This is a genomic window from Actinomadura miaoliensis, from assembly GCF_039536785.1.
GTDB classification, from domain to species: Bacteria; Actinomycetota; Actinomycetes; order Streptosporangiales; family Streptosporangiaceae; genus Spirillospora; species Spirillospora miaoliensis.
Genome location: NZ_BAAAZG010000001.1, coordinates 243,793 through 256,024, shown reverse-complemented (window position 1 = coordinate 256,024; position 12,232 = coordinate 243,793). Strand labels below are relative to the sequence as shown.

13 protein-coding genes are annotated in these 12,232 nt (G+C 70.7%); 8 read left to right on the top strand and 5 right to left on the bottom strand.

The features are described 5' to 3' along the window. Positions 1-9 precede the first annotated feature (9 nt). Positions 10-741, top strand: coding sequence for a dienelactone hydrolase family protein (locus ABD811_RS01220; protein WP_344939475.1), 732 nt, complete (start codon positions 10-12; stop codon positions 739-741). 19 nt (positions 742-760) lie between these two features. Here ABD811_RS01220 and ABD811_RS01215 read toward each other — a convergent pair whose 3' ends face one another. Beyond that, positions 761-934, bottom strand: coding sequence for a hypothetical protein (locus ABD811_RS01215; protein ID WP_344939474.1), 174 nt, complete (start codon positions 932-934; stop codon positions 761-763). A gap of 564 nt (positions 935-1,498) precedes the next feature. On the opposite strand from ABD811_RS01215, the gene ABD811_RS01210 reads away from it, so the two are divergent. Next, complete coding sequence (locus ABD811_RS01210; RefSeq protein ID WP_344939472.1) at positions 1,499-1,885, top strand: hypothetical protein; 387 nt, start codon at positions 1,499-1,501, stop codon at positions 1,883-1,885. Here ABD811_RS01210 and ABD811_RS01205 read toward each other — a convergent pair. Both ABD811_RS01205 and ABD811_RS01200 read right to left on the bottom strand, forming a co-directional pair. Beyond that, positions 1,864-2,880 (bottom strand): NAD-dependent epimerase/dehydratase family protein, encoded by a 1,017-nt coding sequence (locus ABD811_RS01205; protein WP_344939470.1) that lies wholly within the window; start codon positions 2,878-2,880, stop codon positions 1,864-1,866. The genes ABD811_RS01210 and ABD811_RS01205 overlap by 22 nt on opposite strands. 172 nt (positions 2,881-3,052) lie before the next feature. Further along, a complete protein-coding gene (locus ABD811_RS01200) occupies positions 3,053-4,126 on the bottom strand; it encodes a Gfo/Idh/MocA family protein (RefSeq protein ID WP_344939468.1) in 1,074 nt (357 codons plus the stop codon). A gap of 1,664 nt (positions 4,127-5,790) precedes the next feature. Here ABD811_RS01200 and ABD811_RS01195 point away from each other — a divergent pair. The 4 genes from ABD811_RS01195 to ABD811_RS01180 all read left to right on the top strand — a co-directional run bounded on the left by ABD811_RS01195 (position 5,791) and on the right by ABD811_RS01180 (position 9,320). Further along, entirely contained in the window at positions 5,791-6,975 is a 1,185-nt protein-coding gene (locus ABD811_RS01195) for an NADH:flavin oxidoreductase (RefSeq protein ID WP_344939466.1), read from the top strand. A 79-nt stretch (positions 6,976-7,054) separates the two neighbouring features. Beyond that, on the top strand, positions 7,055-7,813 hold the full coding sequence (locus ABD811_RS01190; protein ID WP_344939465.1) for an SDR family oxidoreductase: 759 nt from the start codon (positions 7,055-7,057) through the stop codon (positions 7,811-7,813). 254 nt (positions 7,814-8,067) lie between these two features. Continuing rightward, positions 8,068-8,865, top strand: coding sequence for a thymidylate synthase (locus tag ABD811_RS01185; protein ID WP_344939463.1), 798 nt, complete (start codon positions 8,068-8,070; stop codon positions 8,863-8,865). Further along, positions 8,862-9,320 carry a dihydrofolate reductase gene (locus tag ABD811_RS01180; RefSeq protein WP_344939462.1) on the top strand — a complete coding sequence of 153 codons (459 nt, stop codon included), beginning with the start codon at positions 8,862-8,864 and terminating at the stop codon, positions 9,318-9,320. Before ABD811_RS01185 ends, ABD811_RS01180 begins: the two co-directional genes overlap by 4 nt. Before the next feature lie 120 nt (positions 9,321-9,440). Here ABD811_RS01180 and ABD811_RS01175 read toward each other — a convergent pair whose 3' ends face one another. Beyond that, on the bottom strand, positions 9,441-10,019 hold the full coding sequence (locus ABD811_RS01175; RefSeq protein ID WP_344939460.1) for a TetR/AcrR family transcriptional regulator: 579 nt from the start codon (positions 10,017-10,019) through the stop codon (positions 9,441-9,443). Positions 10,020-10,094: 75 nt separating this feature from the next. On the opposite strand from ABD811_RS01175, the gene ABD811_RS01170 reads away from it, so the two are divergent. After that, positions 10,095-10,721: an FMN-dependent NADH-azoreductase gene (locus tag ABD811_RS01170; protein ID WP_344939458.1), complete on the top strand. Its 627-nt coding sequence runs from the start codon at positions 10,095-10,097 to the stop codon at positions 10,719-10,721. After that, on the top strand, positions 10,718-11,032 hold the full coding sequence (locus ABD811_RS01165; protein WP_344939457.1) for a DMT family transporter: 315 nt from the start codon (positions 10,718-10,720) through the stop codon (positions 11,030-11,032). Before ABD811_RS01170 ends, ABD811_RS01165 begins: the two co-directional genes overlap by 4 nt. Before the next feature lie 390 nt (positions 11,033-11,422). Here ABD811_RS01165 and ABD811_RS01160 read toward each other — a convergent pair whose 3' ends face one another. Continuing rightward, positions 11,423-12,142, bottom strand: coding sequence for a hypothetical protein (locus ABD811_RS01160; protein WP_344939455.1), 720 nt, complete (start codon positions 12,140-12,142; stop codon positions 11,423-11,425). Positions 12,143-12,232: the final 90 nt, after the last annotated feature.

Sequence of the window (12,232 nt, the reverse complement as noted above, 5' to 3'; positions counted from 1 at the left end):
GGCACGACCATGCGCTTCACCTCCGAGCAGCGCCTCGACGACGGCGTCCTCGAACGCGAATTCACCCTCGGCGAGATCCCCGGCATCCTGTGGACGCCCGGATCCGCATCCACACCGGCCCCGCTGATCCTGCTCGGCCACCCCGGCGGACTGCACAAGATGTACCCCCGGCTGGTGGCCCGGGCCCGGCACTCCGCGGCGGACGGCTTCGCCACGGCCACCATCGAGCTCCCGGGGAGCGGTGACCGGCCTCGCTCGGCAGCCGCCGAGCAGGCCCGCGCCGACCTGCGCCGTGCGCTGGAGGCCGGAGAGCCGGTCGACGAGGAGATCGTGGACCGGCTCGTGCTCCCGCTGGTGGAAAAGGCGGTCCCGGAATGGCAGGCCGCCCTGGACGCCCTCCTTTCGCTGCCCGAGATCGGCGGCCCAGTGGGGTACTCGGGGGGAGTGATCGCCATCGGGATCCGGCTTGCGGTGGTCGAGCCGCGCATATCGGCCGCCGTTCTGTTCGCCGGGAGTTTCGTGCCTCGCACCATGTTCGAGGAGGCCCGCCAGGTCACCATTCCGCTGCACGTCCTGCTGCAGTGGGACGACGAAGGGAACGACCGGCAGGCCGCCCTGGAACTGTTCGACGCCTTCGGCTCCAAGGAGAAGACGCTGCACGCCAATATGGGCGGGCACACCGGCGTCCCGCAGTTCGCCGGGGACGCCGCGGCCCAATTCTTCACCCGGCATCTGAGCTAGCCGCCGACCAGCCCTGCCGTCAGTCCGACAGCAGACGGTAGGCGGTGCCGGCCAGGACGCCGCTCATCGAGGACAAGTCCCGGCCCTCCTCGATGGCGGTGGCCGGCAGATGCACAACCGCCCCGATCGCGGCGGTACCGGCCATCGGCGATACCGGCCGGTCGGGGCGGCGCTCGGCCACCAGCGCGTCCATCAGCCGGGCCCACGCCGTGAGGCACTCGGCCCGTACCTTGCGGATCGCCGGGCAAGCGACCGACTCGACCCCCAGCGCCCGGGCCGGGGTTGGCGGTCAGCAGCCGGCCGTTGGCGTAGGGGATGTCCTAGCCGAACTTCCAGACCAGCTCTTGCTGGATGCGGGCGAGTTCGGGGTCGGTGTCTACGGGCCGGGCGGGCTTGCGTCGCCACCATTGGTGCGCTTCTTGGGTGGCGTCGTGGAAGGGCCGCAGGTCGGCGCTCGTCTCGGCGCGGGTGAAGGCGTAGCGCCTGGACGCGCACGGGCAGTCGTCCCCGCCAAGGAGTTGATGTGCTCGTAGGCGATCGGCGAGAGCCGGGCGCACATGTCGTCGGTGGCGGGGAACCCGTCGGCGCGGGTTCGGCGTCCTGGCCGGCAGCGCCCGCTCGTCATGCCGTTCAACGCCTTGCCCGCACCGTCCCGGGCCTGTCCGTCACGCGGCTCGCCGCCCGATGCGCCGAGCCGTCCGGTAGAGACGCTCGCCGACGACCAGCACACCGCTTCGAGGCACCCGGCTCGGCGTCGATGACCGCCCGCGCCCAACTCGCCGACCGCTTCGGCGCCGGCAGCCCCAACGTCGCGCTGCTGGTCACCGCCCGCCAGGGCACCGTCGACGACCCCCGCGTCGCCGCCGCCGGCCGCGAGCTGACCCGCGAACTGGCCGCCTGGCCCGGCGTCGGCGACACCTGGTCCTACTGGAGCCGCGGCAACCCCGCCACCCTGCGCGCCACCGACGCCCGCCAAGCCCTCGTCCTGGCCTGGGTGCCCGGCGAGGCCGACCACGTCCGCCGCGACATCCTGCCCCGCCTGGCCCCCCGCTTCACCCGCGCCGACGACCTGATCACCGTCCAGGCCGGCGGCGGGTGTGGACGGTGGCTAGATGGTTCAGCTCACAGCGGCACCGGTCGGTGAGCGTCGATGAGGCGGTCCATGAGTGCGTTGAGGCGGGTGTCGATGACGCGGCGGCGGGGGTCTGCGTCGTGCCAGGCGATGATCTCCCGTGCTCCCTGGGCGAACGGTACCGACGCGGCGAATCCGGGGACGATCCCGCGGATCTTGCTGTTGTCGAACGTCATCGAATGCGCCTTGTCGCCGAGCAGTTCCTCGCCCCATCGCGGGTCGGCGGCGGCGATGGCGTCGGAGGGAACGTGGACCAGCCGTGGCTCCTCCACACCGGCGGCCTCGGCGACGGACAGGTAGATCTGGTCCCAGCTCAGTACCTCGTCGCTGGTGATGTGGAACGCCTGGCCGATGGCCGCCGGGTGGGCGAGAAGCCCGGTGAAGCCGCGGGCGAAGTCGGTGTGGTGGGTGAGGGTCCACAGCGAGGTTCCGTCGCCGTGTACCAGCACCTCCTTCCCCCGGCGCATGCGGTCCACCACCGTCCAGCCCCCGTCGAAGGGCACGGCGGTCCGGTCATAGGTGTGCGACGGTCGCACGATGGTGACGGGGAACCGCTCCTGGTGATGCGCGCGGCCGAGCAGTTCCTCACAGGCGATCTTGTTGCGGGCGTAGGCGGAGTTGGGGTTGTGCAGTTGGGCCGACTCCACCACGGGCAGGCGGCTGGGCGGCCGCTGGTAGGTGGCCGCCGAGCTGATGAAGACGTACTGGCGTGTCCGTCCGGTGAACACATCGATGTCACTGGCAACGTGCTCGGGGGTGAAATTCAGGAAGTTGACCACCACGTCGAACTCGCGGCCCTTCAGCGCCGCACGCACCTGCTCGGTGTCGCGCACGTCGGCGGTGATGACCGTGGCCTGGTCGGGGACGGGCCGCACCGACGACACGTTCCGATTGAGCAGGTACAAGTCGGCGCCGAGCTCGACGGCCCGCCGGGAGCACGCCGAACTGATCACACCGGTGCCGCCAATGAAAAGGATCTTGAGGTCCTTGAGATCGCTTGCCGTCATGAGGGGCTCCTCCGAAAACGTTGGCGGGTTCGGGGGGACGAGTGCGGTCGGATACACGCGCCGGGCGTCCGGCGTCGGCCCTCGCCGCGTCGATGTGCCGCGGTGGACGATGCCGCGTGGCCATTGATGATTCGCTCCTGCCGGCCGTGCGGCGGCCTGACGATGGAGCGGGTCATTCACCGGGGAAGGCGACGCCCAGGCCGCTGCGGATCTCGTCGAGGGCGCGCATGATCCGCAACGTCTCGGCGAGCGGCATCAGTTCCGACTCCAGGCGCCCGGCGGCGACGCACCGCGCCGCCTCGGCCGCCTCGTAACACAGCCCGCCGTCACGCTGGGCCGGAACGAAGGTGTCCAGCAACTCGCGCTCACGGCTGACCAGCCGAACCGTCGCCGGCGCGTAGAACTCACCCTCGATCTCCAGGCGCGCCAGCGTTCCCGACACCGACGCCGTCGTCGGAGTACGGGCGAACAGCGTGGTGGTCAACACACCGTGGGCCCCGGCCTCATTGGTCACCACGATCGACGCCTGCCCGTCGACCCCGGTGAACGCCTTGGTCCCGACGGCGGTGATCGACGTGAACGGGCCCAGCACCATCGACGCGAACGACACCGGGTAGACCCCTAGGTCCAGAAGAGCCCCGCCCGCCAGCTCCGGGGCGTACAGGCGGTGCGCCGCGTCCGGAACCATGAACTGGCCGTGATCGGCGACGACCGTCTGCACCTCCCCGAGCATCCCGGACGCGAGCACCTGCCGGACCACGTCGATATGTGGCAGAAACCGCGTCCACATCGCCTCCATAAGGAACACACCCCGCTGGCGGGCGGCCTCGATCAGCAGCTCCGCCTCGCGGGCGTTACGAGTGAACGCCTTCTCCACCAACACATGCCGACCGGCCTGGATCGCCTGCATGGCATGAGCGAAGTGCGCCGAATGCGGCGACGCCACGTACACGATGTCCACACGGCTGTCGTCCAGAAGCTCGGCGTAGCTGCCATACGACGCCGCTATCCCGAACCGGTCGGCGAACACCCGGGCCCGCCGTGCGTCACGCGACCCCACCGCCACCACACGCTGCTGAGTGTGCGTGTGCAGCGCCTGAGTGAAGGACGCCGCGATCCCTCCAGGAGCGATCACCCCCCACCTCAGCCCCGGCGCGTCACGCGGAGACGGCGTTCGCGGCGCGGGCAGCACACCCGCGGGTGAAGCGTCACGCTCGTGCCCGTCGGCCGGAAGGGTCTGCGACATGAAACTCCCTCAGCAAGTCCGATGTGCTGTTGTGCGGCGGGCGCCGCCCGGAACTCCGTCGTCGGGGCGGCCACAGGGCGCTGGCATCCAATCAGGCGACAGGTCAGCGACACAACCGGCATTTCGCGCCCGCGCCCGCACTGTCCCTGCCGCCCCCAGGCGAGAAGCCGACGCGGACATCGGAGCCGAGGGCGTGACATCGGGCGGCGCGGCCAGGTCCGTGTCCGCTTCCATGTGCAGCCTGCCGCCGGTCCGCCCGGCCGGGCCGTGCGGAGGTGGGTGTGACGGAGGGCGGGGTGCTTGGAAGCCGACGTGGAGATCGGAGTCGAGGGCGTGATGTCGGGCGGTGCGGCCTGGTTCGTGTCCGTTTCCATGTGCAGTCTGCCGCCGGTCCGCCCCGCCGGGCCGCGCGGGCCTGGGTGTGACGGAGGGTGGGGCGCTTGGCGAAGCCGAGGCGGAGATCGGAGCTGAGGGCGTGACATTGAGCGGTGCGGCCTGGTCTGTGTCCGCTTCCATGTGCAGCCTGCCGCCGGTCCGCCCGGCCGGGCCGCGTGGACCTGGGTGTGACGGAGGGTGGGGCGCTTGGCGAAGCCGAGGCGGACATTGGAGCCGAGGGCGTGATATCGAGCGGTGCGGCCTGGTCTGTGTCCGCTTCCCTGCGCAGCCTGCCGCCGGTCCGCGCGGGCCTGGGTGCGACGGAAGGTGGCGCGCTTGGCGAAGCCGACGCGGAGATCGGAGCCGAGGGCGTGATATCGAGCGGTGCGGCCTGGTTCGTGTCCGTTTCCGTGTGCAGCCTGTCGCGGGGCCGCCTGGCCGGGCCGTGCGGACGTGGGTGTGACGGTCGGCCGGGGCTCGGCGAAGCCGACGCGGGGATCGGAGTCGAGGGTGTGACATAGGGCGGCGTGGCCTGGTCTGTGTTCGTTTCCATGTGGGGCCTGCCGCCGGTCCGCCCCGCCGGGCCGCGCGGACCTGGGGGCGACGGCCGGCGGGGCGCTCGGCGAAGCCGATCTCAAGCACCGCTGCGGCCGTACGTCCGGCAGACGAAGTTCGGCATCGCCGTGCGGGAGGCGGCGATCTCGTCGGCGGCCTCGCTGATCGCGTACAGCACGTGACCACGGCGTCGGCGTCCGGGGGAAGGCCGCACACCCGTGGGAGTCGCCGCACGACCACCTGGTGCTCTACCTGCACAACGGGCCCCAGTACCTGGAGGGACTGTTGGGCGCGCACAAGACCCGCGTCGCGCCGTTCAACGTCAACTACCCGGTACGGCGACGACGAGCCCGGATCGTCCTTGACCTTCGTGCCGGTGATCTGCGCGCGGTCGCGCTGGTAGGCGAGGTGGTGGGGGAGGGTGCCCTTCGCCATGCCGATGACCGCGGAGGTGATGCCGGGCGGGAAGGCGCAGGAGAAGGGCACCAGAGTCGGCGGGGGCGGAAGTGCTCGGCGAACGTCGCCAGTTCGTCCGGAAGCCGCGCCATCAGTGACAGCGGACCCCGAGCCGTGCAACGGCAGCAGTGGCGGGCTGTCACCGGCTGCATAAAGGACTGGTGCGCGTGAGGCGCGATCCTCGCGGAAGCTCCCTTCCAAATAGTCGTCAATCAATGATTGACTGCTGTGTGTCGCGCAGTTCGCGTACAGCCAGGCCGTCCCGAGGAGACCCGCCCATGGACCCCATCGACAAGGAAGACGCCATCCCCGACGTGTTCGAACCGGCCCGGCTCGGTCCGCTCACCCTGCGCAACCGCACCATCAAGGCCGCGACGTTCGAGGGCATGACCAAGGGCGCGCTGGTCACCGACGACCTGATCGAGTTCCATCGGCGGCACGCCGCGGGCGGGGTCGGCATGACGACCGTGGCCTACTGCGCGGTGGCCCCGGAGGGACGGACCGAGCGCGACCAGATCTGGATGCGGCGCGAGGCGCTGCCCGGCCTGCGCCGCCTCGCCGACGCGGTGCACGCCGAAGGGGCGGCCGTCTCGGCGCAGATCGGGCATGCCGGGCCGGTCGCCAACGCGGCGTCCAACGGCCTGCCCGCCCTGGCGCCTTCCGGGTCGATCAGCCCGCTGAGCCTGCGCCGGACCCGCGCGGCCACCGCCGCCGACATCGAGCGGATCACCAAGGCGCACGCCGACGCCGCGCTGCTGGCCGTCGAGGCGGGCTTCGACGCGGTCGAGATCCACATGGGGCACAACTACTTCACCAGCGCGTTCCTCAGCCCGAAGATCAACAAGCGCCGGGACGGGTACGGCGGGTCGCTGGCCAACCGCGCCAAGGTCGCCCGCGGTGTCGCACGCGCCGTCCGCGAGGCGGTCGGGGACCGCATCGCCATCCTGGCCAAGCTCAACATGGACGACGGCGTGCCCGGCGGCCTCTGGCTGGACGAAAGCCTCCAGGTCGCCCAGTGGCTGGAACAGGACGGCGGCCTGGACGCCCTGGAGCTGACCGCGGGCAGTTCCCTGCTGAACCCGATGTACCTGTTCCGGGGAGAGGCGCCGGTGCGTGAGTTCGCCGCGACCTTCCCGCAGCCGCAGCGGCTGGGCATCCAGCTGGTCGGTGGGAAGTTCATCCGCAGTTACCCCTACCGGGAGGCGTTCCTGCTGGACAGCGCCCGCCAGTTCCGGGCCGCCCTGACGATGCCGCTCGTGCTGCTGGGCGGGATCACCGAACGCGCGACGATGGACCGGGCGATGGCCGAGGGGTTCCAGTTCGTCGCCTTGGCCCGCGCCCTGCTGCGCGAACCCGACCTGATCGACCGTATTCAGAAAGAGCCCGCCACCCGGTCACTGTGCATCCACTGCAACAAGTGCATGCCGACGATCTTCACCCGCACCCACTGCGTCCTCGCCTGACAGCAGTCACCGACAGTTACCCACTCGCTGCGACAGGCGGCAAGGGCCGCGCTCACGACGCGCAAGGAGGAAGGACGGCATGAACGGACGGTTGGCAGGGCGTGTGGCGCTCATCAGCGGAGCGGCATCGGGCATGGGCGCCTCACATGCCCGCGCGTTCGTCGAGCACGGCGCGCAGGTCGTGCTGGGGGACATCGCCGACGAGGCGGGCCGCAGGCTCGCGGAGGAACTGGGCGACGCGGCGGCCTACGTCCATCTGGACGTCACCCGGTCGCGGGACTGGGAGGCGGCCGTCGCCGAGACGATGGAGCGGTTCGGCCGCCTCAACGTGCTGGTGAACAACGCCGGCATCCTGGACGGCGGCCCGCTGGGCACCTACACCGAACAGCAGTGGCGGCGGATCCTGGACATCAACCTCACCGGTGCCTTCCTGGGCCTGTCGGCCGCCCGCGACGCGCTGGTGACGGCCCGTCCCTCCTCGGTCATCAACATCTCCTCGGCCGCCGGCATGCGGGGCGTGGCGGGCATGCACGGCTACACCGCCTCCAAGTACGGGCTGCGCGGCCTCACCAAGTCCGCCGCCCTGGAACTGGCCGCCGACGGTGTGCGCGTGAACTCGGTCCACCCCGGCGCGGTGCTGACCCCGATGATCGCCGGTATGGCGGCCGAGAGCGGAGCGAGCGAGGTGGACCGCACCCAGAGCACACTGACTCGCCTGGCCCTGCCCGAGGAGGTCACGTCTTTGGTCGTGTATCTGGCCGGCGAGGAGTCCAGCTTCTCCACCGGCGCCGAATTCGTCGTCGACGGAGGCATCACCGCGGGCCTCGGCAACACCTGACGACTCGCCCGCGAAGGCCCCAGCCGGGGTGACGGCCGACTACAACCGGCCCAGCGGTGAGGACTGCCACCCACCGACGCGTCCACTGCCGCACGGCTGTCCCGCAAGGCGGCCGACACCTGCGAGGACTCGGCATGTCTGAGCCCGGCCCATACCTCGACGGTCCTGTGAGGACTGAGGGCGTCTCGACCTGCGGATTCTGTTCGGCCCCTGATCAGGTGCCGCGCCCTGTGGAGGTGGCTAGGCTTGCGAGCATGCCGGATACACAGTACGAAGACCTGCTCCGCCATGTGCTCGACACCGGCGTCCGCAAGAAGGACCGGACCGGCACGGGCACACGGTCGATCTTCGGTCATCAGCTGCGCTACCGGCTGTCCGACGGCTTCCCGCTGATCACGACGAAGAAGGTGCACTTCCGCTCGATCGCCTATGAGCTGCTGTGGTTCCTGCGCGGGGACGCGAACGTCGCATGGCTGCGGGAGAACGGCGTCACGATCTGGGACGAGTGGGCGGCGCCGGACGGTGATCTCGGCCCGATCTACGGCGTGCAGTGGCGGTCGTGGCCGACCCCGGACGGCGGACACGTCGACCAGATCAGCGAGGTGCTGCGCACGCTGCGCGAGGACCCCGACTCTCGGCGGATCATCGTGTCCGCGTGGAACGTCGCCGACATCCCGCGGATGGCGCTGCCGCCGTGCCACGCGTTCTTCCAGTTCTACGTCGCCGACGGCAGGCTCTCCTGCCAGCTCTACCAGCGCAGCGCGGACCTGTTCCTCGGCGTGCCGTTCAACATCGCGAGCTACGCGCTGCTGACGCACATGATCGCCCAGCAGGTGGGCCTCGACGTCGGGGACTTCGTCTGGACCGGCGGCGACTGTCACATCTACGACAACCACGAGGACCAGGTCCGTACGCAGCTCGCACGTGAGGCGCGGCCGTTCCCCACGCTGAGCCTGAAACCGGCGGACAGCCTGTTCGACTACACCTACGAGCATTTCGCGCTTCACGGCTACGACCCGCACCCCGCCATCAAGGCACCGGTGGCGGTGTGATCGGGCTCGTCTGGGCGCAGTCGGCCAACGGCGTCATCGGCCGCGACGGCACGCTGCCATGGCACCTGCCGGAGGACCTGAAGCACTTCCGCGCCCTGACCGCGGGCGCGACGGTGCTCATGGGCCGCCGCACATGGCAGTCGCTGCCGCCGCGGTACCGGCCGCTGCCGGGCAGGCGCAATCTTGTGCTGTCCCGCACACCGCAGGAGGGCGTGGAGACGTTCCCCGGCCTGCAGCAGGCGCTCGCCGCGGCGTCCGGGGACGTGTGGGTGATCGGCGGCGCAGCCGTGTATCGGGCGGCGCTGCCGTTGGCGGACCGGATCGTGGTGACCGAGATCCGGGAGTTCTTCGAAGGCGACACCTACGCGCCGGCCGTGGGGCGCTCGCCGGACTCCGTGGGGCCATGGCAGGAGTCGTCGACCGGACTGCACTACCGGTTCCTGACCTGGGGCTGAGCTCAGCGACAGGCGGCGTGAGAGTGACCGGCTCGGCGTCGGGCAGGCCGCGAGATCAGCTCCCGCCTCGATCCGCCGACGCCGCGCGCTCGTCGCGGGCATGGCGTACACCGCCTGCTCTCATGGTGATCGAGGCGGAGGTCCCGCGGCAGGGCCGAGTGTCCTGGTGAGCCTGGTCAGTGCTGTGGTGATCTGCTCGGGGGTCAGGCCCAGGGTTTCGCGCTGGTAGCCGTACACCTCCGGGGCCAGGGGCGCCAGCAGGACGTCGATGAGAGCGTCCGGATCGGGTGTGGCGGCGGCGGCGAGCAGCGCGCGGACGTGGGCGCGCCAGAACCCGTAGGCGCCGGTCTCGAAGCGGGAGCGGCCCACTTCCGCGCCGAGCACCAGGTGCCGGTGGTCCTCCAGCAGGCGCACCATGGCGGCGTAGAAGGCGGCCAGCCGCTCGGCGGGCGGCGCGCCGGGGCCCAGCGGCGGCTCGCCGCGCAGCATGCGCTCCTGAAGGTCCCGCTCGTGCTCGTCGAGCAGCGCGACGGCGATCGAGGCCCGGTCCGGGTAGCGGCGGTAGAGCGTGCCCCGGCCCACGCCGGCCTTCTTGGCGATGTCGTCCATCGTCACGTCCTGCGGCGGCTTCTCGGCGAAGAGAAGGGCGGCCGCCTCCAGGATCCTGGCGCGGTTGCGCGCGGCGTCGGCTCTCTCCATGCCTGGGATTGTATCCGGACGCTGTGTCCACTTAATCTATGTGGACACAGTGTCCGTTTAGTGGAGGCAGAGACCATGTTGCTGCATCTGGACGCCAGCGCGCGCCGGACGTCGTTCTCGCGGCGGTTGTCGAGCGTGTACGCCGAGGCCTGGCGAGCGGCCCACCCACAGGCCGGGTACGTCTACCGTGACCTGGCCGCCCAGCCCGTCCCGCACATCGGCGAGGCGTGGACCGAGCTGTGCGACCACATCCTGGAACACCAGATCACCGACATCTCCCGCTACCCGGAGGCGGTCCGCACCCCCGCCCAGCGCGAGGCGTGGAGCATCGTCGAGCCGCTGCTCGCCGAGGTGGTGGCCGCCGACGTCGTCCTGATCGGCACGCCGATGTACAACTACTCGATCCCCTCGTCGCTCAAGGCGTGGATCGACCAGATTACGTTCCCGAAGATGTCGCTGGAGGGCCGCGCGTTCGTGGTGGCCAGCGCGCGCGGCGGCGCGTACGGCCCGGGTACGCCGCGCGAACCGTACGACCACCAGGAGCGCTACCTGCGCGACTTCTTCAAGGGCCACTTCCGCGTCGAGGACGTGACGTTCATCCACGCCGAGCTGGTCAATGCCCGCATCGACCCGGCGCTGGCGCACCTGCGCGACCGGCACGAGGAGTCCCTGGCGGCCGCGCTGAAGGAGGCCGCCGGATGAACTGGCTGATCCTTGTACTGGCCGGGCTGGTGGAAGTGGCGTGGTCGCAGAGCATCAAGCCGACGCACAACTTCACCCGGCCGGTTCCCACACTGGTTTGCCTGACACTGATGGCCGTCGCCGTCTGGCTGCTCTCCCAGGCCATGAACACACTGCCCGTTGGCACCGCCTACGCGGTCTTCACCGGCATCGGCGCGGTCGGCGCGATCGCTTTGGGCGCCGTTCTCCACGGCGACGCCCTTTCGGCGGGCCGGATGACGGCGCTCACCCTGATCGTCGGCGGGACAGTGCTGGCCCGCGTCACCGCCTGAACGAGAAGGCGACATGTGGGGAGGGAGCACAGTCCCCATATGTCGCCTTCTCCGGGCTGCTCGTCCCTTTCTGACCTGCTCGACCGCCCCTGAGCACACCACCACCCGCCGGCCGATCATGGTCCACGCTTTCCGACGGTCGGCCGGGGGCGGCGGAAGATCACAGTGAGGGCGAGGCCCTGCCCTGGAGCCATCCGGCCGGAGGAAAATGCAGCGCTCGGGACGTTCGACCGCGTCGTTTCTCTGGTCGGCCCAGTTGTTCAGTGCCGTACTCTCCTGCGACACGCTCGGCGGTCGGCCAGGGTGAGGGCCTGCCCTGGAGCGATCCGGCCGGAGGAGTTGGAGCGCTGGGACATTGGACCGCGTCGTTTCTCTGGTCGGCCCAGTTGTTCAGCGCCATCCTCTCCGGCGACACGCTCGGCGGTCGGCGAGGGGGAGGGCCTGCTCTGGAGTGATCCGGCCGGAGGAAATGGAGCGCTCGGGACGTTCGACCGCGGCGATTCCCAGCCGGGGGGACCCGGCGTCGCGGACCTGGATGCCCAAGTCGTGCGCTAGGTCGATGAGCCAGCCGCGCTCGTCCGTCCCCGCGTCGGGCAGGAGCGGCAGCGCCTGGTGCACGGCGTCATGGAAGCGCCCGCAAGGCCACGGGCGGCGATCTCGAAGGAGCGGCGGGTTTCTGGGGTCGCTGGTCGCGTGGGGGAGTGGTCGGCCCAGTCGTTTAGCGCCATCCCCGCCGCACGAGAGGCACACCGGCGCGCCAGACCGTCCGGCGACCCTGAGGAAACCGATGGCCGCCGCGCCGACGAGGACGTCGCTGGCACGGTGCAGAGCGTTAGTATCCGCACCAACTCGGCGACGTCGCACCACGGTCAGCACACCGGGGCTCCGCAGTCCGCGCAGCCACGCCAACAAAGCGTCGTACTGGCCGGCCAAGGCCCACTCGGCGCAGTCCACCCAGGTCCATGAGAGGAACGCGAGCGCGCGCAGGGGCTCGCAGCCAGCCGCCATCCGTTCCGCCACCGGCGTTTGAGCGCCCTCAAATACGGCGTCGTCGACCCGACGGATCCTCTCACTGAGACCGGTCAGCTCCGCCGCCAGCGCGGTGACCACCCCCCGAACACCCCGGCTTCCGCCAGCGCCTCAGCCCTCTTCGGCAGCGGTGTCCCGACAATGCCGTACCCGCCGATCACAGGTCGTCCC

Coding starts and splice junctions, on each gene's coding strand:
- ABD811_RS01215 (WP_344939474.1), bottom strand. CDS start 934: ATGGACGCGCTGGTGGCCGAGCGCCGCCCCGACCGGCCGGTATCGCCG.
- ABD811_RS01200 (WP_344939468.1), bottom strand. CDS start 4,126: ATGTCGCAGACCCTTCCGGCCGACGGGCACGAGCGTGACGCTTCACCC.
- ABD811_RS01185 (WP_344939463.1), top strand. CDS start 8,068: ATGCCGGATACACAGTACGAAGACCTGCTCCGCCATGTGCTCGACACC.
- ABD811_RS01220 (WP_344939475.1), top strand. CDS start 10: ATGCGCTTCACCTCCGAGCAGCGCCTCGACGACGGCGTCCTCGAACGC.
- ABD811_RS01175 (WP_344939460.1), bottom strand. CDS start 10,019: ATGGAGAGAGCCGACGCCGCGCGCAACCGCGCCAGGATCCTGGAGGCG.
- ABD811_RS01190 (WP_344939465.1), top strand. CDS start 7,055: ATGAACGGACGGTTGGCAGGGCGTGTGGCGCTCATCAGCGGAGCGGCA.
- ABD811_RS01210 (WP_344939472.1), top strand. CDS start 1,499: ATGACCGCCCGCGCCCAACTCGCCGACCGCTTCGGCGCCGGCAGCCCC.
- ABD811_RS01195 (WP_344939466.1), top strand. CDS start 5,791: ATGGACCCCATCGACAAGGAAGACGCCATCCCCGACGTGTTCGAACCG.
- ABD811_RS01170 (WP_344939458.1), top strand. CDS start 10,095: ATGTTGCTGCATCTGGACGCCAGCGCGCGCCGGACGTCGTTCTCGCGG.
- ABD811_RS01205 (WP_344939470.1), bottom strand. CDS start 2,880: ATGACGGCAAGCGATCTCAAGGACCTCAAGATCCTTTTCATTGGCGGC.
- ABD811_RS01165 (WP_344939457.1), top strand. CDS start 10,718: ATGAACTGGCTGATCCTTGTACTGGCCGGGCTGGTGGAAGTGGCGTGG.